Source organism: Halobellus litoreus (assembly GCF_024464595.1).
GTDB classification, from domain to species: Archaea; Halobacteriota; Halobacteria; order Halobacteriales; family Haloferacaceae; genus Haloquadratum; species Haloquadratum litoreum.
Genome location: NZ_JANHAW010000004.1, coordinates 122,461 through 146,848, shown reverse-complemented (window position 1 = coordinate 146,848; position 24,388 = coordinate 122,461). Strand labels below are relative to the sequence as shown.

At 61.9% G+C, this 24,388-nt stretch carries 13 protein-coding genes; 9 read left to right on the top strand and 4 right to left on the bottom strand.

The features are described 5' to 3' along the window. The 6 genes from NO360_RS17490 (at position 1) to NO360_RS17465 (ending at position 17,357) form a co-directional block, all read left to right on the top strand. Positions 1 to 3,510: a DUF6603 domain-containing protein gene (locus NO360_RS17490; protein ID WP_256309135.1), complete on the top strand. Its 3,510-nt coding sequence runs from the start codon at positions 1 to 3 to the stop codon at positions 3,508 to 3,510. After that, positions 3,511 to 7,323: a hypothetical protein gene (locus NO360_RS17485; protein ID WP_256309134.1), complete on the top strand. Its 3,813-nt coding sequence runs from the start codon at positions 3,511 to 3,513 to the stop codon at positions 7,321 to 7,323. It abuts the gene before it with no gap. Positions 7,324 to 7,395: 72 nt separating this feature from the next. Further along, a complete protein-coding gene (locus NO360_RS17480) occupies positions 7,396 to 14,040 on the top strand; it encodes a hypothetical protein (protein WP_256309133.1) in 6,645 nt (2,214 codons plus the stop codon). Continuing rightward, positions 14,037 to 15,827: a hypothetical protein gene (locus NO360_RS17475; RefSeq protein ID WP_256309132.1), complete on the top strand. Its 1,791-nt coding sequence runs from the start codon at positions 14,037 to 14,039 to the stop codon at positions 15,825 to 15,827. The genes NO360_RS17480 and NO360_RS17475 overlap by 4 nt, the downstream gene beginning before the upstream one ends. A gap of 251 nt (positions 15,828 to 16,078) precedes the next feature. Further along, positions 16,079 to 16,402, top strand: a complete 324-nt coding sequence (locus NO360_RS17470) for an SWIM zinc finger family protein (RefSeq protein ID WP_256309131.1) — start codon at positions 16,079 to 16,081, stop codon at positions 16,400 to 16,402. Next, the gene (locus tag NO360_RS17465; RefSeq protein WP_256309130.1) at positions 16,341 to 17,357 is read left to right on the top strand and encodes a hypothetical protein; all 1,017 of its coding nucleotides are present in this window, start codon (positions 16,341 to 16,343) and stop codon (positions 17,355 to 17,357) included. The genes NO360_RS17470 and NO360_RS17465 overlap by 62 nt, the downstream gene beginning before the upstream one ends. A gap of 84 nt (positions 17,358 to 17,441) precedes the next feature. Here NO360_RS17465 and NO360_RS17460 read toward each other — a convergent pair whose 3' ends face one another. Both NO360_RS17460 and NO360_RS17455 read right to left on the bottom strand, forming a co-directional pair. Then, entirely contained in the window at positions 17,442 to 18,698 is a 1,257-nt protein-coding gene (locus tag NO360_RS17460) for an RNA-guided endonuclease InsQ/TnpB family protein (protein WP_256309129.1), read from the bottom strand. A gap of 147 nt (positions 18,699 to 18,845) precedes the next feature. Further along, entirely contained in the window at positions 18,846 to 19,334 is a 489-nt protein-coding gene (locus NO360_RS17455; RefSeq protein WP_256309128.1) for a helix-turn-helix domain-containing protein, read from the bottom strand. A gap of 115 nt (positions 19,335 to 19,449) precedes the next feature. Here NO360_RS17455 and NO360_RS17450 point away from each other — a divergent pair, with 115 nt between their 5' ends. Both NO360_RS17450 and NO360_RS17445 read left to right on the top strand, forming a co-directional pair. Then, complete coding sequence (locus NO360_RS17450) at positions 19,450 to 20,250, top strand: DUF8170 family protein (RefSeq protein WP_256309127.1); 801 nt, start codon at positions 19,450 to 19,452, stop codon at positions 20,248 to 20,250. Between the two features lie 104 nt (positions 20,251 to 20,354). Continuing rightward, positions 20,355 to 20,768, top strand: coding sequence for a helix-turn-helix transcriptional regulator (locus tag NO360_RS17445; protein WP_256309126.1), 414 nt, complete (start codon positions 20,355 to 20,357; stop codon positions 20,766 to 20,768). A gap of 33 nt (positions 20,769 to 20,801) precedes the next feature. Here the strand turns inward: NO360_RS17445 and NO360_RS17440 are convergent, their stop codons facing one another. After that, a complete protein-coding gene (locus NO360_RS17440) occupies positions 20,802 to 21,722 on the bottom strand; it encodes a MarR family transcriptional regulator (protein WP_256309220.1) in 921 nt (306 codons plus the stop codon). 138 nt (positions 21,723 to 21,860) lie between these two features. On the opposite strand from NO360_RS17440, the gene NO360_RS17435 reads away from it, so the two are divergent. Beyond that, entirely contained in the window at positions 21,861 to 22,184 is a 324-nt protein-coding gene (locus tag NO360_RS17435; RefSeq protein WP_256309125.1) for a DUF6788 family protein, read from the top strand. Positions 22,185 to 22,415: 231 nt separating this feature from the next. Here NO360_RS17435 and NO360_RS17430 read toward each other — a convergent pair whose 3' ends face one another. Beyond that, positions 22,416 to 23,915 carry a Cdc6/Cdc18 family protein gene (locus NO360_RS17430; protein ID WP_256309124.1) on the bottom strand — a complete coding sequence of 500 codons (1,500 nt, stop codon included), beginning with the start codon at positions 23,913 to 23,915 and terminating at the stop codon, positions 22,416 to 22,418. Between the last annotated feature and the right edge of the window lie 473 nt (positions 23,916 to 24,388).

Sequence of the window (24,388 nt, the reverse complement as noted above, 5' to 3'; positions counted from 1 at the left end):
ATGGCACCCCAGCACACGAAAGTCGGGATCGCGGCAGAGTTCAGGAAGTTCGTCGAACCACTCGGAACCGCAGCGGAGGATGGACCGGACGGACTCGTCTTCCTCGCGACGGAGGCGGGAGTCGACCTGGAGTACGTTCTAGCAGACAAGAGTAATCTCGAATCCATCGCGAACGATGTCTCCGACGCGTATCAGACGCTAGAGTCGCTGTTGACTGGTGACGAGCCACCGGACGTCGAGGACCTATCCCGGATCGTCTCTCTCTCGAAGACGCTGGTCGACGCAGTTCATCGGCTGGACGACCTGCAATTCGAAGCGTACGTCGACGACCCGGACGTCGTCGAACCCCTCTTCGACTACCTTCTCGTCAGGTACGTCTCCGAAGAACATCCGCAACTCTTCGATCTGATCCAGATCGTCGGCGCTGTATCGGAGGACGAACGGGGGTATCCCGAAGCGCTCGACTTCGGACGTCTGGTGGATTCGCTGACATCACCGAATCAGTACGTGCGTCGGCGATACCGATGGGGGAGTGAGGCGTTCGACGGCCTTCAGCTGCTCTCACACCTACGAGGTATCCTCCTTGGATTGAAAATCCCAGCAAGTCTCGAGCCGCAACCACCGACCGAGCGGTGGCGGAGTATCGCCCCAGGGGACGGGGATCTCGTCACGGAACGGCTTCGGATCCCGATCGTCTACCTCGACACGGCTGAAGGCGAAAGAGAAGCGGGGCTGTTCTTAGTCACGGCGCCGTCGTCGCCGCTCGGTCGGCCCCCCGGGATCGCCATCGCTCCGTACGGTCTCCAGTCACTGACGGGAGCCGGTTCCGCGGACGGACGACTGGACGAGACGGTGCGTCTCGACGACGACTGGACGTTCTCCATCGACCTCTCCGCCGCGGGAGCCACGGACTGCGCTCTCGTCGTTCGTCCCGGCGGTGCGACGCTCCTCACACCCGGCAGTACCAGCACGCCGACGGAACTCCGGGGGTCGGTCGAACTCGAACGAAGCACGGTGGACGGCGACCCGACCGTGTTACTCGGCGACGAGAGTGCCAGTAACCTCTCGCTGACCTCTGTATCGGCCCGTGCTGCCGTCGAGTACTCTGGCGACGACGCCTCCTTCCTCGTCGAACTCCCCGTCGGAACGCGCCTGGCCGTCATACCCGCCGAGGCGGACGGCTTCCTGCGGTCGATCCTCCCCGCCAGTGGTATCGAAACCGACATCGACACCTCCGTGGGGTGGTCCTCGGACTCCGGCCTCTTCTTCCAAGGTGGCGGTTCGCTCTCCGTCTCGCTCCCCCAGCATCGGTCGCTCGGTCCGGTGACGCTCTCCGAGATCTTCCTCGGCCTCTCCGTCGCCGACCGGGGCGTCGTGATGGAGGGAACCGCCTCGATCGGTGTCACGCTCGGACCCATCTCGGGTGTCGTCGAACGTATCGGAATCGAGGCCGAGATCGACTTCCCTGCGGGGCGCGACGGAACGTTCGGTCCGGTCGATGCGGACGTAGGGTTCAGCCCACCGAAAGGATTCGGTATCTCGATAGACGCAAGCGCGGTGACCGGTGAGGGCTATCTCTCGTTCGACGCCGAAAACGAGCGATACGAGGGAACGCTGAAGCTCGCGTTCGGGGACATCGTCGTCAACGCGGTCGGCCTGCTTACGACCCGACTCCCAGGCGGCGAGGATGGGTTCTCGCTGCTGATCATCATCTCCGGTGAGTTCCCCCCGATCCAACTCGGGATGGGCGTCACGCTCAACGCACTCGGTGGACTGCTCGGCGTCAACCGGACGACCCAGTTCGACGTCCTGCGATCCGGGCTCAAGAAGGGATCGATGAAGTCCGTCCTCTTCCCGGAAGATCCCGTTCGGAACGCACCACAGCTCATCAGCGACCTCCGTAGCATCTTCCCACCGATGAACGACCGACACGTGATCGGGCCGATGGCGCGATTCGCGTGGGGGACCCCACCCATCGTCACCGCCGACGTCGGCATCCTCCTGGAGCTCCCGGCACCGATCCGGCTGGCTATCCTCGGCAGAATCAGCGCCGTGCTGCCCGCCGAAGAAGGCGCACTCATCGAACTCAATATGGACGCCCTCGGAGTCGTCGACTTCGGTGAGGGGACGGCCTCCGTGGACGCCAGCCTCTCCGATTCCCGGATCGTCACGCTCGTCATCACCGGAGATATGGCGTTACGTTCGAGCTGGGGGGATAATCCGGGGTTCGGGTTGTCGGTCGGTGGATTCAATCCGCGATTCACCCCACCGCCAGAGTTCCCCGACCTCCGGCGACTCTCGCTCAACCTCTGTCCGGGGAACAACCCGCGATTACGACTCGCTGGCTACTTCGCGGTCACCTCGAATACGGTGCAGTTCGGGGCTCGAGTCGACCTCTACGCGGCAGCCGGGAAGTTCAGCATCAGTGGATACCTCGGCTTCGACGCCCTCTTCCAGTTCGATCCGTTCAAATTCGTGGTCGACGTGGCTGCAGGGGTCGCCCTCAAAGTCGGCGGCTCGACGCTGATGTCCATCTCGTTCGAGGGGATGTTCTCGGGGCCAGCGCCGTGGCACGTCAAAGGCCGAGCGAAGTTCAAGATACTGTTCTTCTCGTTCTCGGTCAGCGTCGAGAAAAAGTTCGGCGAGCGAGCCGACCCGTCCACGCTTCCACCGCCGGACGTCCTCGGTGAACTGCAGGCGGCAATCGAGCGAGACGGGAACTGGGCAGCCCAGCTCCCCGAAGACAACCGGACTGTCGTCTCGCTCCGTGACGTGGACGCCACCGACGGAGAGGTCCTCGCACACCCCCTCGGCACGCTCAGTGTTCGCCAGCGAGTCGTCCCCCTCGACATCGCGATCGACAGATACGGTAGCGCAGCCCCGCTCAGATACGATACGTTCGGGATCACGGACGTCTCCATCGAGGGGAGCTCACAGACACAGCCAGGGACGGCAGAGCAGCCACGACCCCCGGCAGGGGAGGCGATTCGAGAGCAGTTCGCACCGGCCCAGTACTTCGACCTGACGGACGACGAGAAGCTCTCCCGCCCTGGATTCGAGCGACTCCCTGCAGGCAGACGAATCGGGAACGACCTCCTGGCGTACGGCGGCGAATCCGACCCGTCGCTCATCACGACCACGACGCTCGAGTACGAGACCGACGTCGACGATGCGTCGCTCGACGTGTACGCCAAACCCTTCGATGACCCACTCGGCCTGCCGCTCGATGTCGCCAACGCGCTGGCGAATTCGAGTGCGGTCGCCCAGGCAGAGACACGCACTACAGGGCAGGCGAAGTACGACGGCCCGGACCAGCGCATCGACGTGGAAGAGACTGGGTACGTCGTCGCTAGTTCTGCCGACCTGTCTCGGGAAGGCGTCGTCATCGATGGTGCGACGCGGACCGAGGCCGAGCAGGCGTTGAGCCGACACGTAGACGAGCATCCAGAGAAGTCTGGCGACCTTCAGGTCGTCGCGATGCACGAAGCGAGTGATGGAGGGATTAGCTGAATGAGCAACAACCCCAGACAGACGCAGTACCACTTCTTCCCGTTCGTCCGGGGGGGCTACATCCCCACGAACGAGGATCCGGGGAGCGGACCACTCACCCATGGAAAGCTCGCTCTCGAGACGACCGTAACGGGGAGTCCACCAGCCGAGACGGGTGGGCCGAAGGCAGAAGAGACGGTCACGAAGCAACTCGACGTGTACGGTCCGGGTGAAGTGACGGGGATCGACCACCGGCAGGTCGTCCGGACAGAACCAGAGTCGGGGACCGCGAACTTTCCGCCGAACTACTTCCCCGCGGTCGAGTTCGACAGACCCGACATACCCTGGTTGTTTACGCCGGCGAAGGCGACAGCAAGTGACGGCCGACTCCGACCGTGGCTGTGCCTCGTGACCGTCCGGGATCAGGATGGCGTCACCCTGCAACACGGTGGGCAGGGCGGGAATCGGTCGAACCCCCTCCCGGTGCTGGAAATCGGTGGACCAGCCGACCCCGGCGCGGAATTACCCGACCTCTCGGAGTGCTGGGCGTGGGCGCATACGCAGCTCGTCGGCAACATCCAGACGTCCGACTCTGCCGCGATCCGGTCGACATTTCGTGGCCAGTCGAACGTGACGCTCTCCCGGCTGCTCTCACCGAGACGGCTCCAGGAGAACGAATCGTACCACGCGTGTGTCGTCCCGACGTTCGAACCAGGAGTCCGTGCTGGCCTCGGGAAGGACCCCTATCCCGGCGACGACCGCATCGTCGATCCCGCGTGGGACGACGGCGAGTCGACTGGGCAGATCCGACTGCCGGTGTACTACCACTGGGAGTTCTCCACGGGGCCCGCCGGTGATTTCGAGTCGCTCGTTCGTCGCCTCACTCCGGAACAACACTCGGGGCTTGGAATCCGGGCGGTTGATGCGAGCGATCCCGGGCCGACCGCACTGGAATCGGCAGGAGAAGAGACCGTCGATCTGGAAGGTGCGCTACGGTCCGTCGAACCCTCCTCAGGAAGTGCCAGCCCAGATGGACAGCCAGCGCCACCCCGAAGCTACGATCCAGACAAGCAGCGCACTCTCCGCGACATCCTAAATCGGGCGAGCGCACTTTCGGATCCGATCGAACTCCAGGGCCCGGAAGGAGACACACCGACGCTCGGTCCCCCATTGTACGGACAGTGGCCTGTCGCAGAGCCGCTCGTCCCCGATTCGGGTGGGCAGCCAGTGTGGCTCCGAGAGCTAAACCTCGATCCCAGATTCCGTCTTCCCGCCGGGTTCGGGACACGGGTGGTCCGAGACCAGCAGGAGCATCTCCTGGCCTCGGCCTGGGAGCAGGTCGGGTCGCTTCGGCAGGCAAATCAGATCCTCCGGTTCGGCCAGTTTGGGCGTGAACCCAGCCGAGGGATCCACGACGACCTCGCCGACCTCGACGCACCCTCCTTGCTGCAACTCACCGCAAGCTTGCATGCACGAGTCAACTGGGAGGACGACCAGTCGACGGCGGCGACAGCCCGCCACCGAATCGACGAGAGTCGACTCCCTCGGGCGGTTCTTTCACCGTCGTTCCGGCGCCTGACCCGGACTGGCGGATCGATCGCCCGCCGATTCGAGACCGCAGATGCGACGCTTAGCGTTCCCGATGCCATACGAGGGCTCAACGACGGCTCACTGACGCTCGGAACTGAGTCGCCTCCCTCGGGGATGGCGACGCTCGACCTCACGGTCGACGACGACTCCCTCGCCAGCATGCTCTGTGCGAACGCGCGAGCCCGCGTGGCGTCGGTCGAGGAACGGCGCCGGGAGTGGAGTCTCACCCGCGACGAGTACTGGGACGATGGTCAGTTGCTCCAGGAGTTAGTCGAACGGTGTCAGGAGGTCGTTCGTGCGCTTCCGTCGAGCGGCGCTCGGCCATCCAGAGGTGGCGGCAGGCTCCAGCAGCTCGTCGACGATCTCCGATCGGAGTGTGAGGCGATCTGTGGGAACGAACGAGAGGGGTGGGAGGATTCGCTGCTGGGCGACCTCAGAACCGCCATCGGTGACGAGTCGCTCCCCGAGATCGTACGGGTGATCGTCGAGCTACAGGATCACGTAGCGGTCGCACTCGAGCTCACGGAGGAGCTAGTGACGGCGGCTGGTGAAGAAGACGACACCGAGGTGCTCCGTGAAACGCTTCGAGAAGACTGCGACCAGCTCGAATCACGCTTCCACCTCCTGATCGTCAGGTTCGGGGCAGCACTGCTCGCACACCACTGCCTCGGTGCCCGCGATTCACTCTTGGCTGTGAGAGATGCGCTCGAACAGTGCCGGGAAGCGGAGTCGTACGAAGACGTAACTCGACACGTCGATCGCATCGACGAGCTCTGTCGTGACGTGTGTGGCGAGGGAGAGACGGTCACCGACGTGCTCGATGCCGATCGAGTGCTTGCGGAACTGAACGAGGACATCAGGGATGGTGACGTCGACAGCGTGCGCACCACCCTCCGAGAACTACGGCAGGTCCTGGAGCGGGTTCGGTACCTCATCAGCAGGATCCGAAGTACTGCCTCGCGGGAGAAGTGGCTCGATGCGATCGGCCCCGCGCTCGACGACCTCGGTGAGGAGTGTGACGAGTTTGCAGCCATTCTCGAGAGGCTCGAGGGCAGGCTCGCAGAGTACCCGGTCGACCACGTGGCCGAACAGCTCGGTCCGGGTGTCTGCGGCCCACCGCCCACCGAACCGGACCCGCCGCTCGATATCGGCGCCGTGAGCGGCGGGATCACGGCAGCTATCGATCCCCGTTCGACCATCCCGAGACGGATATCGGGACGTCTCGGGGGTGTGGACCTCACCTCACGAGCGGATGCACTCGAGCAGATCATCGAGTCCCCAGAGTTCACACAACCGATGTACGAGCCCTTGCGGGACCTCTCCGAGGAGTATCTCTTGCCCAGCGTTGGTGAGATCCCGATGGATTCGGTGGGCGTCCTCGAAACCAATCCTGCGTTCGTGGAGGCCTACATGGTCGGGCTCAGCCACGAGATGGGTCGTGAACTCCGCTGGCACGAGTATCCGACCGACCTTCGGTGGACCTACTTTCGGCGTTTCTGGGACCGTCGGGGGACCGTTCCGGAGCCGACTGCCGACGAACTCGACGATATCAACCCCGTCCACACGTGGAGAGACGACGTCGCGCTGGGCGACCAACCGTCCGAGGACGGGACGGCAGTCGAACCGAGTATCGTCCTGCTGATCCGGGGTGAGCTCCTCGAGCGCTTCCCGAATACCACGATCTACGCCGCCGAAGCGATCCCAGAGGGGGAGGGCCCGTATGCCGAGGGGGAACCGATCCCCCGGATCCCCGACCTCCCGGACCCCAGCGCGACCGACCCCAGTGACCAAACAGGGTCGACGAAGTACCCCGTCTTCCGCGGGACCCTCGAGCCAGACATCACCTTCCTCGGGTTCGATCTGACGCCGGACGAGGCGTTCGGCACCACTACCGAAGCGGACGACCTCGGCTGGTTCTTCGTACTCGAAGAGCCACCCGGAGACCCCCGCTTTGGCCTCGACGAACCAGGAGAGAGCCCGAGTGGCGAGTGCTCCTCACTCAAGACCTGGGACGATCTCGATTGGGGGCACCTGAGTCCAGAGGGGGCGGCATCGTACGTCGAGCTCGCGAGCCTGGCAGGGGGACAGGGAGCCGGTTCCAGTGACCTCGTCGGGAAGAAGATAGGCGACGTCGTGTGGGGGAAGAATTCGGCGCATATGGCCTCGGTCACCTGGCAGCGTCCCTTCCGCAAGGCAGTCCACGCAGACGATATGCTCCCGACGAATCCGGCGGGTGGTCAGTGAGATGTTCAGCACCGGTCTGGCCGGTACGCCAGCGTCGGACCGACGACCAATCACCAGCGGCGGAGAGATCGCATGAACGGAGACGACTCACTACAGACGGAGGTTGCACAGGCCCGAACCGCTCTCGAGACAGCAGAGACAGATACGAGACAGGCAACAGCACTCCTGTCCGAACTGAACGCAGAGATCGACGACTCGAGTCGCGGTGTCGGGAACGAAGAGGAATTTCACGCACTGACCGACGAGTTCCAGTCACTCGTCGAGACCTGGGAGTATACAGCAGACTGGTCCATCCCGGACCCGTTCGACGACCTCGAAGTCGAGAGTTTCGAGGAACTCTTCGAGGAGCTCTCCGAGTCGTTCGAGGTATGGGCAGAACAGCCGCGAGGAGAGGTCGAGACGGCGGTCGCCCGAGTAACTCGACTCGTTCGGATCCTCCGTACCGCGGCTCGCGAACTCGACGCAGAGGAGATTCTGGAAGTCCTCGATGGGCTGACCACGGCAGTAGGAGATCGTGATACAGATCGGTTCGACGAGCACCTGGAACGTCTCGAACGTCGGTTGGCAGACCAGGATCTAGAGGACTTCGAGCAGATTCAGCGGCGCATCGAGGTTCGGTACAAGAACGTGCGCTCCGCACTCGACCCAGACCGTCTCCGGTCGGCTCTAGAGGGGCTCGAGGAGAGCTACGGTGGCGGAGACGATGAGCAGGTCGACCGATCTCTGAAGCGGCTGGGCGGGGCCATCGACGCACTGGAGTCCATCGCAGACCATCACCGCGATCGGCTGAACGCACTCAACGCCAGACGGGCAGGACAGTATCCGGACGATCCAGCGTCCGAGCTGCCAGGACTGACCGACCACCAGCCGGTTCTGCTGATGCCAGTTCGACTCGAGACCCGGTTCCGAACAGCCGACGAGGACGAGGACACCGACGGCAAGCTCCTGGTCCGGACGTACCCCGACGACATCCACATCGACACGCACGACCGTGAGCTGACGGCGGACGAGCGAGAGTGGGGTCTGCATTTCTGGCGGCAGGTGTGGTGGTGGGCGAACGAGGACAGGGCCACGTCCGAACTGCGTCCGACACACGTTCCGGAGAGTATCGACCAGTACGTCGACCTGGAATCACTCCCGGACGAGGCCGACGTTCGATTCGAGGCAATCAAAGAACGGGTCTGGGGACAGTTGGTGGAGCGATTTGGTGACGAGCGGGCCGCCTGGATCAAGCGTGTCGTCGCCCCCGAACAGAAAGATGCCATCCTCGCTCGGGAAGACACCGGCCACGTCCCCGAGCCAGACTTCGAGCGTCTGGCCCGTGATGCCAAACGTCGCCCGGACGCCTGGACGCGGCCCCCTCGTGCCCGGTTACTGCCGGATCGGTGGGTGGCGTTCGCGTACTCGGATGGGGAGGTACTGACCGCTCGCAGCAGGCCGATCCGAGAGCCGCTCGGCGTTGGTCCCGACCCGGACACCATTGGGGCAACGGCACACACCGACGGCGAGCGGAGCGAGCGGTCTGCCGACGGGGTAGAGGCTCTGACCGGCGGAGAGATGGACTGGATGTTCGATTTCGAGACGGCGAAAGCGGTCGGGATGGGCCTGGAGATTCCCCTCACTGCCGAGCACCTCGATGCCGGGATCGATCGGCTCGTCGTCGTCGGGGTCAAGACCAGTCTGGACGACGATTCATCGGCCACTCGCCTCCGTGATCTTCTCGATGCACACCATTACACGGACGGCCTGGAAGTCCTCTCTCAGGGGACGCCGACGAACAACACGGTGGAGGAGGCATCGACGTTTAACTCGACGGTAGACCCGGCGAGCAGCCTCGGCGTCGAGTGTGAGAGACCGCTCGTCAGTACCGGTGACGGGAGCGACGGTGAGATCGCTGCACGAATGCTCGGGATAGACCCGGCACAGCTCGGGACGGGACAACCCGGAGAGGACCACGTGTTCGCACGGGTCGCCGGTAGCGGCCAGACCGAGCAGACGAATGCACGACACGTGAACGCCGGGTTGTGGTCCGCGACGTGGGGATACTTCGTCCCCCATATGTTGCTCTCCAGGGACCACTTATCACGGTGGTCAGACGACGCGGCAGAGACGTTTCTGCGCCATCTCGAAGCGTACCGTCGCCACTTCGTCCGGTACGTCAGAGCCCGAGGCCCGGTTCCTGCACTCCGAGTCGGAGAGCAACCCTACGGGGTGTTGCCGGTGACGAATCTCTCGGAGTACGAGGCGATCCCAGAACTGACCGAGTCGGAGACGACTGGCAGACTTGGACAGAGAGACGGACTCGTCGTCCCCAGCATCGACGAGACGCTCGTAACACAGATTCAGCGGCTCCGCGAGGCGTTCGAACCTGGCGTGCGATCGGTCCCAACCGTAGACGGGGGGACCGACCCCATCGAGACGTTCGTCGACATAAGCAGTATGGCGGCGACAGCCAGTCGTCACCGTGTGCGGGAACTCTTCGGGGAGTACGGGATCCTCTCGCTCCTGACCGGCGACGAATACTTCACTCTCGAGGGGATCGACCCCGACCTGCTTGAGAACCTCGACGAGTCCACCGTCGCTCTCTTGCGAGCCTATCAGGAAGAGTCTCGAGAGTCCGAGCTTCGAGACTGGCTCGAAGGCGTTGCCAGCGACCTCCCGACGGGCCACCCGGGAGGGACGGGGTCGCTACCCACACCCCGTATCGCCAAGCTAGTGTTCAGAAACCGAGCCGCCGGTCCGATCGAGTCGCTGGTCGGGGACGGATCGTACGACGTCATGCAGTCAGTGCTAGAGGATCCCGTCGGTGTCCTCCGTACCTGGGACTCAACGGACGACGGGGATACGAACCCGGGGATGGACGCCCTGCTCGATTTGTTGGTATACTACGCACTCCTGCAGGAGTATCTGATGGCGCGTGCCCGCCTCGGGAACTTCCACTATACGGACGAAGACCAGTCGCGACTGGAACCGCGTGGTCGTGACGTGTGGGACGTCATTCCAGAGGCAGAGTGGATCGTCCCCGACTCGGGAACCCGTGCTTGGGACAAACTCGACCAGCCCATTCCGTACGAACTCGCCGACCACCTCGATATTCCAGAGTCGACGTCCTTCGCGAACACGGTCAGAGACTACCCCGAGATCGACGATGCGTTCGCCGACACCCGGGAAGCGATCACGGCTCTGCAGGAGGTCGATACCGCATCGCTCGAGCAACTCCTCACGGAGACACTGGACCTCGCCAGCCATCGCCTCGACGCGTGGGCGACGTCTGTCGCGACGAGACGGGTCTCGTCGATCCGGGAGCACCAGACGGCGAGTGAGGCTGGGATCCACGTCGGGGCGTACGGCGTCGTCGAGAACCTGGAGCCATCCGGTGACCCCGCGTCTGCTGGCTACCTCCACGCACCATCCCTCCCACAGGCGACGACCGCTGCCGTCCTTAGGAGTGGGTACCAGACCCACAGAGGGACTGAACGAGGCGAGCTGCTCTCTGTCGATCTCTCTGCCGACCGGGTCCGAACCGCACTGGAACTCGTCGACGGCGTTCGGCAGGGACAGCCACTCGGAGCGTTGCTCGGCTACCAGTTCGAACGGCGATTGCACGAACACGAGCACGACCTGGACCAGTACATCCCCACGTTCCGAGTCGTGGCCCCGTTAGTTGCTGGAAAGGGGCCACTCGACGACGACACCGAACAGACGGCGTCAGAAGACGTCGTAGCCACTCGAGACGTCGTAGACGGCGTCGCGTTGAATCGGTCGTGGAGAGAGGACGCCATTCCGTGGGGGACGAACCCCGGATCCGAGACCGTGGCCCTCCCTGTCGAAGGAACGCCAGATTTCGACGCCATCTCCGAGGCGTTCGAGGGACTGGAAGAACGGATCGACGCCGTCCGGGACGTCATGACTGCAGAGGGACTCCATCAGCTGGTCAACGGCAACCCCTCGCGGGCTGGTGGGTCGCTGGATGCACTCTCGAGAGGGGAGGCCCCACCGGATCTGGACGTCGTCGAGACGCCGCGGACCGGCATCGGTGTCACTCACCGGATGTTGATACTCTTCGATGGAGCCACGAACCACGACCCGGTGTGGGAATCGACGCCGGAGGCCGAGATCAGAGCCACAGTGGAACCGAACCTGAATGCGTTCGTCGGTGACCTCTTCGGCTCACCGACACGTGTCTGTTGTCTGGTCGAGTACGAGGTTACGACCAGCAACGGCGCTGCTCCCGACGATTCTGGAACTGAATCGGAACCAGCACGGGCGTCGACCGTGGTGCGGTTGTCGGAGCTCGGACTCTCGCCTCTAGATCTGCTCTATCTCACAGAAGAACCCGCGGACGCTCGACGCTCGGAACTCGAACAACGAGTGGTGTACCACGTGCTGCGAGAGGGCCCCGACGACGTCGCGCCCGACGGTGAGATATCCATCACGTTCGGCCCTCTCGACGAGTGGAGTGCAGGCCCCGAACCACTGGGGGTCGACCCAGTCGAGGACGTCAGCGTCGGGGAGGTACTGGAAGTCGCGAGCGTCGCCCGAGATCTGGTAACCAGTGGCCGTGCCGCGGATGCCCAGGATCTCGCGCTTCCCGAACGCGAGGCAGACACCACGTTCACGGCCGTACTGGGATCTCGGGCGGACACGGCTCAGCAACAGCTCGCCGACGTCCAGCAGCGACTGAAGTCGATCGCTCCGCTGTTCGAAGCGCCCCCGGGGAACGGTTCACCGATCGAGCTACTGACCGAGTTACACGAGGGCGTGAACGCAGCGAGCGGTCGTCTCTCCAGAGAGACACTGGAGACGATCGAGAGGGAGCTCGGGTCGTTATCGGGAGAGCAACTCACGTACGATATCTCCCGGTTACACGAGGTCGTCGAGCACGGACTCACCCTGTCGAGGGGAGCTGACGAACTCCTGGTCCGGCCAGCAGAGAACCAGCGAATCGGGGGCTGGGCGGCTGCCGAGCCGGGGAGCAGGATATCGATCTCGGTCGGAGGCCGTCGTCGTGAGGTACAGCACGAGGAAGAAGCGACCGTCGGAGAGACCGGTCGGTTCGAAGCGTCGTTCGACTTCACCGGTGTCACCACCGAGACCGAGTTCACCGTAACGGCGACGCTCGTCGATGGTGTCGGTACCGAGACCGCTGCAGCGTCCTCCCGGATCACCGCACCAGGACGTGTGGTGAGGCGCTACCGACCCGAACATCGTCAGGACGACTGGATACCGGGCCTGCGTACTGTCTCGGCGCTCTCGTCGGACTTTGACTCGCTTGCCACCGAGAGCGTGGACCTCCGGAGTGGACTGGCGTCGGTCTCTGCGTTCGATGCCACCTCCGACGAGGAAACATTCGCAGCGGTCGTTCGAGAGGCTGTCACCGAGGTCCTCGCGCCGGAGCCACGAGTGCAGACGAGTTGGGAGCGAATCCTCGACGCGTCTATCACGCTCCCAGGATTTGGTTCAGCCCCTGACGACCTCGACCTCTGGGAGCAGCTATCGAGCCTCTCCGAAGACTACGCCAGTGATACGCCACAGGTGCCGCCCGGCGCGGACGCGACGTCTCATCCGCTCTTTGGACGGGTATCTACGCCCCGTGGACGGGCGGAGCTCCAGGAATCCCTCGACGAACTGATAGACCGTCTGACGACGGAGCTGTCCGGGTTCGACGCCGTACTCGATACCACGGTCGACGTCGGTAGACTGGAATCGGAGGGGATCGAGGCGCTTCGAACCGCACTCGTCCGGGCGTCGTATTTCGGTATCCACGGTTCGATTCCGCAGTCTGCGACGGGGACGAGTTCCGACGCTGCGACGACACTCGCCTCGCAGGCGACGTCCATCGTCGAGGAGATCGCAGACCGACTCGATCAGGCGACGTCCATCGGCCCGCCACCACAGGGTGACCCGGGTGCCGACCACCACCGCGACCGACTCGGGGCATTGCTCGGCGAATCGTTCGTCGTCCTCCCGCCGTTCGAGCCACCGAACAAGCCAGAGCTTCGAGAGACGTTCACCGCCGCGAACAACGAAACCTTGCAAGACGGAGACGTGACGAACGTGGAGACGTGGTTTCAGCGTGTCGCCCGCGTCCGAGACCAGCCCAGGACACTCCAACGGGCCTTCACGTATGGAGAGTCGCTGGGCGACCTGAATCGGTCGCACGATCCCCGCCTGCAGACCGGACAGTTACCGCACCGTGCAGCCGATACGTGGGTTGGCCTGCCCGAAGCGTGGCCCGTCGCGGACGAGGATCGCCGGGGCGGGCGGCTATCGCTCGTCGCTCACCTCTACGACGAGGTGGAGACGGGGAGTGCTATGGCCGGATTCTTCGTCGACGAGTGGGTCGAGACCGTCCCGGCGAAATCAGAGACAACCGGACTCTCGTTCCACTTCGACCGACCGAGCAGTCGGGCTCCGCAATCCCTGTTACTCGCCGTACCGCCATCGGACGAGGGGTGGAGTCTGGAGGCGCTGGCAGACTCAGTCGAAGAGAGCCTCGACCTGGCGAAGCTCAGAACGGTCGACCCGGACGCGCTCAGCGAGGCGGACGTGCAGGACGACCACGGACTCGGACACTTCCTTCCCGCACTGTGCTTCGCAGAGAACTCGGGGGGGATAGTGGGCGGGCCAGACACCATCTCCATCGACTTCACCGAGACGTTGCCCGACCCGCTACAGGGATTCCTGGTCAGCGGCTGGACGGGTGAGACACGATGACACTGACGAACTGGATCCGAGTAGAGCCGGAAGCGAGAAGTGAGGAACTGCCCGCTCGGAACGCGTGTGTCCACGATCCACTCTGGTTACTGGGCCGGCAGTGGCAGTTCGGTGAATTCGAAGGGGAAGATGCAGGCTCCCCGATCGAGCTCTCCTATGCGCTCGTATCGGATTCGATGACCCGCTATCAACTGGGCGACGGTGAGCCCCAGCCCTACGGAGGTAGCGGCGACGGGAGCGAGAGTCCACCGCTCGAACCCCTCGTCGAACGTGAACCCGTTCGACCACGGACGAACGAGAGCCGGACAGACATCCGACAGGCCGTCGAAGCTGGCGAACACTTCCTCCGATTGCTCCGCCAGGCCGAGGTAACCGGGCAGGACGGGTCGCCACTCGAACCTGCAGACTTCCCGGAGTTCCGGCTCGACGCGGCAGAGTGGGACGCTGCCGAGCTGGACGAGGAAGAAGAGCGATACGCGATGGTCGTCAGTGGTCGCGTGCTGGATGGGGAGGCGTTGTTGCAGGCCTTCGAGGACGATACGAGAGAGCACCCGACTCCTGCTGCGATCCAGAACCTCGATAGAGAGCGATACGAGGAGGCCGTCACCCGATTCTGTACCTGGTACCGGGACATGTACGACGAACCTGCGCCGGACGAGAGTTCGGCGTGGGATCCAGACCGGATGGAGTACCGGTTCGCGGTGTCGACAGGTGCCGATGCGACGGAGACCGTCTTCGAAGCAGATTCGTACGAGTCGGGACACCTCGACTGGCACTCGTTTTCAGTCGACGACGACCGCTCGCTCCAGACCGAAGCTGAGGGCGAAGCAGAGCCGACAGAACCCGAGGGTGAACCGGCCACGGAAACCCGCGAGAATCGGATGGTTCCGACCGTCGCGAGTTATCCCGGGATGCCCGCACCACGGTACTGGGAGTTCGAAGACGGAAACGTCAACCTCCCGGCCATCGACATGGCCGCAGAGGACCTCTCGCGGCTGATCATCCAGGAGTTCGGTCTCGTCTCCGGTGACGACTGGTTCGTCGCCCCCGTCCCGATGACCGTCGGGTCACTCGGCAGGATTACGAACCTCGAAGTCACGACGACGTTCGGAGAGCGTCACGAGATCGACTCACTGCTCGAGGAAGACCGGGGCGAGGGAACTTCCCTGTGGAACATGTACACGTTCCCCGAGACGGCGGATGGGAGCGGTCCGGGACTGTTCCTCCCACCCCTGCTCGCAGACACGCTCGAAACGGAGGCCGTAGAGGAGGTGGAGTTCGCACGCGACGAGATGGCGAACGTCGGGTGGGCGATCGAACGGACGGTCGAGGGGTCCATCGGTCAAGCACTCAGCCGGGAAGAAGCGAGGTCAGGTGCGACAGCACCGCCTACCGAACCCACAGCAGGGCCCGTCGAGGCGGGCGAGAGTGAGGCGGTGTATCGGTTGATGGGCTCCGTTCCCGAGTACTGGTTCCCCCTCCTGCCCCAGCCAGCCACTCCGGGTGCAATCGGCGAGATACACCTGAAACTCGGTCGACTGCTCTCTACCGACCCGGAGTCGGCCAGTGCGCCACACGGGCGCATCCTCGACGAACAGGACCTCGACATCCCCGAGGAAGAGGTCTCACGGGCCGGGACGACGGTGACGCGAACCTACCAACTCGCGCGATGGATGGACGGCTCGACCAGAGTCTGGAGTGGCCGAACGGCACAGGTTGGCCGTGGAGATGTCTCGAGCGGCCTGGAGTTCGACTGGCTAGAGGAAGAGACCCCCAACTCGGGGTGATACCTTCTCGTCTTCGGACCCGTGCACGGAGTGCCACAGGCATCAGACCGAGATACGACGAGAAACGTCGGCTATACCGCCTCCATCCTCACCCCTTCCCCAGGCCCAGGGATCGACGTATCGGTTTTGCCGTTCGCACTCGAACATCGTCCACGCACATAGACGTAACCGAGGACACGGTTCGAGATGTCTGCACGGACGCGGTCTTCGAACGTGGCGAACGATATCTTACTGAGGGCCGTATCCACGAAATGCACCGCGTCGACACCACCGTAACCGCCGTCGTGAGCGGCAGCCGTCAGTACGATGTCCGTGTTGACCTCGCCACCGACGGGTTTGCCCCGTGGTGCGATTGTCCGTACGACGGGCCGGGAGCGTGCAAGCACGCCGTCGCCGTGTTGCTTCGGTGTGTTGACGACCCACCGCCAGACGAAGACGATCAACTCGACGCCGCACTCGATGGCGTCGACGCCGACGATCTCCGCGCGTTCCTGCGTGACGAACTCGCGACCGATGCGGATCTCCGCGCCCCGGTTTCTCGCCCGAGTCGGCGAGCCGACGAGACAGTCGGCTGACGAGCTTCGCGCCTCGATCGACCGGCGGTTCGAAGAGACAAATCCTGAGTACCACGTTGTCTTCGATCCCATCGACTTCACGCAGTGGTTCGATTCGCGGGAGTACCGCGAGCAGGAGCGGTACGCGTCGGCGGCAACCGTCTACCGGGCACTCGTCGAGTCGCTCGACGACAACATAGAGCGCGTCGACGGCGCGTACGACCAGGTCGCTCGAACGGTGGATAACCAAGCCCACGAGTACCTTCGCTACGCCGTCCTCCGGATGCTCGAAGGGCAGGCAAACCACCTGCCGACGGATTGGACGCCGATGGACGGCATTACTGTCGGTTACGGCAGCGACGGTGCGATGTTCGACAACTGGAGCACCAGCGTAGACTGGTGGGAAATCGTCCCGCCGCAAGAAGCGTGTACCCGCTTCCGGGTGTTCTTCCCGGACGACCACCAGACAGTTCCACGCACTATCGTGGACATAATGGGCGCGCTCGGTGCCTGGCGCGTCTGGACCGGCAGCGCGGCCGCGTGCGGCTCCTACGACCATCGCGAGCGCCGCGAGGTCCACTACATATGGCCGGAAGGCCATCCGGTGGAAGAAGTACTCCACGAGCGGCTCAATGGCCCTGCGGAAGCCGTCGCTCCGGACGGTGGCCGAACGGGCGACGTTCGCGACCGGCTGGTCGTCGACGAGAGCGCACAGTCGCAGAATGACCTCGAGCCTCGTACCAAGCGTGCCGTCAACGAAACGATGGACGTCTCGCTCCTCTCGAAAGGTGGCCGCTACGAGGTACAGTCCGCGTCCGGCAACAGGTACGAAGTCGACGTCATCGACGAGTCGTGTTCCTGTCCCGACTGGCAGCAGCGCTCGCCCGAGGGTGGCTGTAAGCACCTGCGTCGCGTCGATCACGAAATCAAACGGGGCCGTGTTCCCCGACCAGACGGCCGGCTTCCCTCCTCGTAGCATAGCGATTGAGCTACTCCACAGGACGGTTCGAAATCAACGCTCCTTCAGGTTTGAGTGGTCAACTACCCCACCCTACTTCGCTCACCCTGGCGGGTTCGCTCGTGGAGGGTGGGACTTGTCCATGAACTCGGCCTCGAACCCTTCCGGGTGGGCGGTGAATCCACCACTCGGCGTCACAGTTCCAGACTTTAGGGCAAGCTGACTGTTGCCCGTCCGCCGAGACGACTGTTGGCCTCGACGGACGTATCGCATCCCGATGTTCTTTGCCGCGTTGTAATCTGCATTCGCTTCGGCCCCGCACTTCACACACCGGAAATCGTCACGAGTCAAGCGATTCTCGTTCGCTGTGAAGCCACACTCGGCGCACCGCTTCGACGTGTACGCCGACCCCACCTGTTTCACCGCGATGCCTTCCGCTTCGGCTTTGTACTCAACTTGCTCAGAGAGCGTTCGGAACGCCCACTTGTGTCCCCACGACGCACCCGTGCGGTCGCGGATGTGGGTCAAGTCCTCGAACGCAATCACGTCGCACTCATAGCGGAGTGCTTCGTTCACGATGGCGTTCGACGCTCGGTGGAGTACGTCGCGGATGTATCGCAGTTCTCGGCCACTCGACTGTTCGAGCGTTCGGTGAGCGCTTCGTGTGCCAGTCTGTTGGAGCCCGGCGCGAACTGTCTCGAACTCGCGGAGGTTGTGGGTCAACTCCCGCCCGCTGACGAATGAGGCGGTGCTGGTGACGGCGAGGTTTTCCATGCCGAGATCGACCCCGAGGACCGTTCCGTCCTCGGCGGTGTTCCGTTCGGTATCGGTCTTGGGTCGGCGGAACCCGATATGTAAAAAGTAGTCGCCGTCGCGGGCAGTGAGCGTGCTTTCGGTGACGCTCCATTCGTCGGAGTCGAGGTACTGCCGTTGGTAGCCATCGTCGGCGTCGGGGAGCGCAAGCGGACACCGGACGCGACTCTCCGTGGTGGTGAGCGACACCGTATCATCATCGAACAGCGTCATGGTTCGAGTGTCGTACGTCACTGTGGGTGCGGTGAAGGTCGGCTTGCTGACTTTCTTGCCGTTGGACCGGTGTTCGAGACAGCCAGTGATGGCCTCTGCAGCCTGGTGAGTGGCGAGAATCGCGTGCTGACTCCCGAGGCCGGTGTGTTCGCGCACGTCGTCGTAGGCGAGGGGCTGTACGTCGCTTTTCGCGTTGCACCTGCCCCACGCTATGTCGGTGGCGAGTTGGCACCCACGTTTCCACTCGGAGATGGTCTCCTCGAGCAACTCGCGTTGCTCACCGTCTACCGAGAGACGGGTTATTGCTGTCCGACGCACGTAGTCATCCGCCACAGTTTCAATGTAGATACGTGGCTATTTGTAGGTTAGTGGTTGTAGCCAATACGAACGCGCTCCGCCCTACTCACTCGCTTCGCTCGTTCGTTGAGGAAGGGGACTCCGCGCTACCGCTTCAGTTGAAAGCGATGGTTCGCCGACGAACTATCGGGTTGTACCACCATCGACGGTGCCGAGATCGGGCTCGTCAAACTCAAGAGCTTGCGCGACAGCATCCGGAATCTCCGGCCGAGGCGCCGATTCGTGGCGCTCGATTTTCTCGGTCTTCCGCGTGTTCTCGTAGAGGGCGCGTGCGACCGGGAGGCCACGGAGATACTTGTAGTCGTGGAGGATCTCGACGCCCCGCTCCGTGAACCCGTAGAACTGGGAAGGGAGATCACGTTTTCCCTCACTTGGGTCGTACGTGTAGCGTGCGAGGAGCCCGGCGTCGATCAACGTCTCCAGCTGATCTTTGATAGCTGCTTGGCTCTTTCCAGTCATGTACTCGAGTTCGGCGAGCGACATCAGATGTGCGGGGTGGCCCAGCAGCTCTTGGATGATGAGATGGCGCGTATCCTGGGACAGCAGCTTGAACAGCCGCTGTTGTTCCGCGAACGGCCCTGCATCGGCCGCGCCAGTGTCGGTTTCGCTCATATGTGATGGTACGAGGTAGGGCGCTATAACAGTTAGGGCCATCCAAGTTGGTTAAGTCAGAGAAAACCAAAGTGGTTCAGAAAGGATAAGGAGGTGTGGTTTGAATCGGCAGTTAATGACCGACCCAAGCCCGCCGCCGGACGCTGGGGACATTATGACCGTTGTTCACGAGGCCATCGGGGGCATCGAACTTGAGCCTGCAGAGAAACGAGAGATTTGGCGGTTCACACAGCGCGAATTGCCGTACCTCTGGAGTCAGCGGACATCGTATTTCATCCTGGGGAGCTATCGCGACCCCTATCTCCGCCGGCTCCGCGCCGTCCAGAACGAACTCACGAAGCAGCTCGGTGCCTATCCGTTCATCATGGGTGATCTCCTCGAACTCCCGACTGACCGGCTCAATACGTTCGATATTATGTTTTCGTTGCTCGCGACCTACAGCGACTACATCGTCGGGGTATTCGAGAAGGAGAGTGGTGGTGAGGCTCCTGAATTGGGCGAGATCGATGACCCGCCGTATTTCGACAAGTCGTACGTGTTCCCGCGCGATTACGCGTGGGTGGCTGACGAGAACCTTGACTCGAAACAGCACGTCATTCAGGCCGCTCTCGAGATTGCGTTCGCAGACGATTTGTCGGAGGATGAAGTCCAATTAAAGGTTGATTCGCTTGTTGATCGCGCACGAAAGAGCAGGTTTGACATCGACGAACAGGAGGTTTGGGATGTGGTCGACGATCGGCTAAATACGGGAGCAGAGCCAGCGACGTACAGCTGGGTCCATCTCAACAAGTTCCGCAAATTCGAACTCCACAATCGGTGCTTCCCGTGGACGACAGAGGAGGAACTCCGCACTGTGGTTAGCGACCTCCCGTCCCCAACACCACGTCCGCAGTGGGAAGCAAGTGGGGAACGGTGAACGAGCCTGCCCTCCTCGCTCGGCTACACACCCATCAGAGTGAGTCGATGTGGTAGTTTACTCTCGAGTAAACTACTTTACTACGCCCGGTTGAACACATCGTTATGAACGCTGGTTCGAGTGTCGGCGACGACACGACATCCCGCGAACTCGTCCACTTTGTTACCCAACAGACGCGGTTCGCGCTGATCAACAATTTCCTCCAGCATCCCGAGCAACTCCCCTCGATGTACGAACTCGAGGAACTCAACCCCAGCGTGAGCGACGCTACTGTCTACAAACACATTCAGAAGCTGATCGACGCAGGTATCGTCAAAGAGGTCGCCCTCGATGACGATCAGCGCCGGCAGAGCTACCCCTGGAAGTTCTACGGGCTCACCGAAGACGGCCGCGAATTCCTGGAGAAGCACAACCTGCTCGCCGCGGAGGAGACGCTCCAGCAAATCTACGACACTATCGCTGACAAGCCCGAGAAGATGGTCAAGTACGAGAACGCCCCCCGCCCGGACGGCGCGTAACTCCTGCAGAATCGGCTCCGTGTCAGCACTCGATTACTGTTCGATTTCGTAGTCAGCCGCCAGCTTCTGGAACTCGGACCACTTAGGAAGCCGGTCGTCGTCGACCTCGCCGTGCGTCTCGAGATAGCGGAGCAGAGCGTCGATTTCGTCTTCGAGGCCATACGTCGCCGCCTGCTCTCGGAGGTCGTCCTCGTCGACGTCGACGTGGCTGAGCAGGAGGAGACAGTACGAGCGGTGGCGGCTGCCGTCGTCGATGAGCAGCGTGTGACAGCACAGCTCCGCCGGCGAGACTGCGTCGAGTTCCTCGGAGAAGAGGTAGTAGCGGTGGCTGGTAAGCAGAAACTGAAGGTCGAACACGGCAAACCGAGCGAGGCCGGTTTCGTGGAACCCCTCCACGTCGATTTCCGTCTCGGTCTGCGCGAGAAATTCGTCGTAGTCCCCCCAGAGAATCGTTCCCTTCGGGGCGACGGATTCCAGGCGTTGGCGGTGTAGATGGTGTGCAAGTTCACGAGCGAACTCGTGGAGGCGGTCGAAGTCGGCGTTGAAGTCATAGCGGCCCTCGTCCGACCCGATGAGCCCGCGGTCGCGAAACCGCTTGAGGATGCGGTTGACGGTGTTGCGGTAGTTGTCGGTCCGGTCGGCGATGTCGGCGACGGTTCGTGGCTTGTCGAGATAGTAGAGTACCTCGAGAGTCTTCCCGGTCAACAGCTCGGGGAATTCGATATGGGAGTGCTGGCGGACGAGGTCCTGGTAGGCTTCGACTGCCCGGGCGTCCGAGGGAATAATCCGCTTTCGGCGGCCGTCGCGTTCCGTGTAGACGAGACCCTTCTCGACGAGGTCGCCGACAGCACGTGAGAGGTAGCTCTCGCTGTGGTCAAGCTTTGTCGCGAGCTCGGAGATCGTGTCGCCGCGTTCGACGATGGCGAGGACCTCGAGTTCGATGCGCCGGAGTATGATGTAACACAGTACGAAACTAATTTATAAATAAGTTTCGACAAATGTTACAGACAGTAGGATTGGAGGGCGACCCTCTCAACTTAACCAACAGAGCTTTGCATTTGCGGATTGTATTGGTTAATACGGAGAGAGCCGATGTCCTACGAACCACCGGCCCCACCGTCGAGCTTTCCGACGGAAATCGTCAACGTCCTCAACGAGTCGACTCCGAACCGACTCCGAGACGTTTCAACGTACGCCGAAGCGCTAGCCGAGCACAAGGAACGTGAGGCCCGTCTCGAAGAGGAGGCAGACCAAGACGAGGTGGATGAGCGACCAGACGACCTCCCGGACGATGTCCCTGCCAAAGCGACGATCACGATCAAGGAGATCAACGACAACCGCTACTACTACTGGCAATGGAGAGAAGGCGACAAGGTGACCTCCAAATACAAAGGCCCAGTCAATCCAGACGAATGAACTCGAATGGGAGGACACCCCCCGTTTTCGAGTTGTAAATGGGAGAGGGCGTGGAGATGGCACATCACATACAATAGAACGTCGGATCTCTAAGGTCACCCACCCCCCGTTTTCGAGTAGTAACGAGAAATTCCGACGGTGATACCCCCCGTTTTCGAGCTGTAACGTACCACCCGAGCCGCGAACACCCCCCGTTTTCGAGTAGTAAGCGCGGGGCGGATCTGAGCGAGATTAGTTCTTGCTACGGAACTGCTTCAACCGTTCGCGGACAACCGCGCTGATAGTCGCCTCTTCGTGAGCTAGATCTTCGAACCGGGAATCCTCACGTATAGTCTCCATAATCGTTTCCGGATCCTCGGAGAGGGAGAAATACATATGCACTCCTCTGCCTCGCCCCTTGCCTCGACGCTCGAAGTCCAACACACCGTACGTACTCTGCTCTGTGACGTGATTCACGAACGTCTCGCGACTGTACTGGTCTGCGTCCATCGTATCAGCAATGAATTGGTACGTCTTGAACGCAGGTCCAGCAGGGATCCACTCAGGATGTTCTCTTGCGTAGTTGGCCGTCGCCGCCACGGCGTAGATGGAGAGTTTCTTTTGAGTCGAAATGCCGCTAATATGGCGGAGCTTGCGGTTTTCGGTGTATTTCTCCTGAGCATCACGGACATCAGCCTCGGTAACTGTGTCGGCTCCACGCCGCTCGGCTAATTCACCAGCCCATCTGAGGAGATCAATCGCTTTCCGCGCATCCCCATGGGTTTGGGATCCGAACGCAGCAACAAGCGGAACAACATCATCCGCAAGCGATTCTGGTTTGAAGGCGTCCCGTCGGTTGCGGAGAATACTACGGAGTTGATTCGCATCGTAATCGTCGAAGAAGATATCGTCAGGATTGTAAGAACTCTGTGCGCGGCTGTTGAGGTCCTTCATAAAATCGGCGTAGTTCGTGATAGTCGTGAGTGAAATCGGACCATCAAAATCGGCGAGTTTTCGCGCCCGTGAAAGCTGGTAGATGAGAGAATTATACTCTGCTTCCTGATACGGTCCTTCAAGCATATCGATTTCATCGAGAATGAAGATCACACCGTCGTAGTACTCGCGCATCAGTTCGTACAGTCGCTCCAGCTTCTGATCCGTTGAAACTCCGGTTTGGGGAACTCCAGGATCGACGCCGAGGTCGTCGGCAGCAGCTTTAACTAACCGATAGACCGCCCGATCAGCAGTCTTCGGCCCCTCGCAGTTGATTGAAATGACCCCGAACGTCTTGCCTTGAGATTCACACAGTTCGACGATCTGTTTGCAGACTGCATGAATGATGAGCGACTTCCCAGTTCCAGAGGGACCACTCAGAAGCATATCCGGGATGCCTTCATTCTGGAGTACCGGTTTCAGATTGTCGACGACACGGCCCAGTTGGTCATCACGACCGACGATACGATCCTCGTCGATGATAGTATCTGATCGAACGAGGTCTTTGTTCGCGAAAACGCCCCCGGACGACTCGGTTTGGAGTCGATCACGAATTGAGATGCCGCCACCGTCGCCGTTGGTTGCTTGTTGAGACGAATCAACCGGATCCGAGCCCTTCTCGAACGTCGTTTGTGACGTATCGGGCGAATCACCATCACCACCCGTCGACTCAGGGTTTTCAGGATCAGCAGAAGAGGATTCGCGATCCTCCTCATCTTCTGGATGATTCGATCCTGCTCTACGTCCCTCTCGTCCCATTATGAACCCCCTCGAACTCCGGGTATAAAAATATGGACCTTTGTGGAGTTGTAACCTAGTGAAAACAGGCAATCCACCGACCACAGCCCTGTATTCTCGAAAAGAGTCAAATACCGTCTTCGGAATCTATTACCCACCGTTGTCGAGTTGTAAGGGGTCGCCAAGAATCTCTATCATCGAAACTCCTCGATGACCCAGACCCCCCGTTTTCGAGTTGTAAGACTTCGAGGGGCGGTATCACACCGAGTCCGATTCGCCCACCCTCCCCATTTTCGAGTTGTAAGTAACGGTGAGTCGCTCTGAATATAGGTGTAAATCTGTACCGTCTGAATTGTGCGAATGATGCTTAAGGTGAAATGGTGTATCCCAGACCCCCCGTTTTCGAGTTGTAAGCACCAGAATCGTCGCGAAAGGGCGACGCTCGTATGAGCAGTTCACGAATGAGAGTAATACCGACAAATAGACACGGTGGC

What these genes read in the sequence shown, in the direction of transcription:
- NO360_RS17450 (WP_256309127.1), top strand. Translation starts at nt 19,450, where the DNA reads ATGACCGACCCAAGCCCGCCGCCGGACGCTGGGGACATTATGACCGTT.
- NO360_RS17430 (WP_256309124.1), bottom strand. Translation starts at nt 23,915, where the DNA reads ATGGGACGAGAGGGACGTAGAGCAGGATCGAATCATCCAGAAGATGAG.
- NO360_RS17435 (WP_256309125.1), top strand. Translation starts at nt 21,861, where the DNA reads ATGTCCTACGAACCACCGGCCCCACCGTCGAGCTTTCCGACGGAAATC.
- NO360_RS17490 (WP_256309135.1), top strand. Translation starts at nt 1, where the DNA reads ATGGCACCCCAGCACACGAAAGTCGGGATCGCGGCAGAGTTCAGGAAG.
- NO360_RS17470 (WP_256309131.1), top strand. Translation starts at nt 16,079, where the DNA reads ATGCACCGCGTCGACACCACCGTAACCGCCGTCGTGAGCGGCAGCCGT.
- NO360_RS17475 (WP_256309132.1), top strand. Translation starts at nt 14,037, where the DNA reads ATGACACTGACGAACTGGATCCGAGTAGAGCCGGAAGCGAGAAGTGAG.
- NO360_RS17480 (WP_256309133.1), top strand. Translation starts at nt 7,396, where the DNA reads ATGAACGGAGACGACTCACTACAGACGGAGGTTGCACAGGCCCGAACC.
- NO360_RS17455 (WP_256309128.1), bottom strand. Translation starts at nt 19,334, where the DNA reads ATGAGCGAAACCGACACTGGCGCGGCCGATGCAGGGCCGTTCGCGGAA.
- NO360_RS17445 (WP_256309126.1), top strand. Translation starts at nt 20,355, where the DNA reads ATGAACGCTGGTTCGAGTGTCGGCGACGACACGACATCCCGCGAACTC.
- NO360_RS17465 (WP_256309130.1), top strand. Translation starts at nt 16,341, where the DNA reads ATGCGGATCTCCGCGCCCCGGTTTCTCGCCCGAGTCGGCGAGCCGACG.
- NO360_RS17485 (WP_256309134.1), top strand. Translation starts at nt 3,511, where the DNA reads ATGAGCAACAACCCCAGACAGACGCAGTACCACTTCTTCCCGTTCGTC.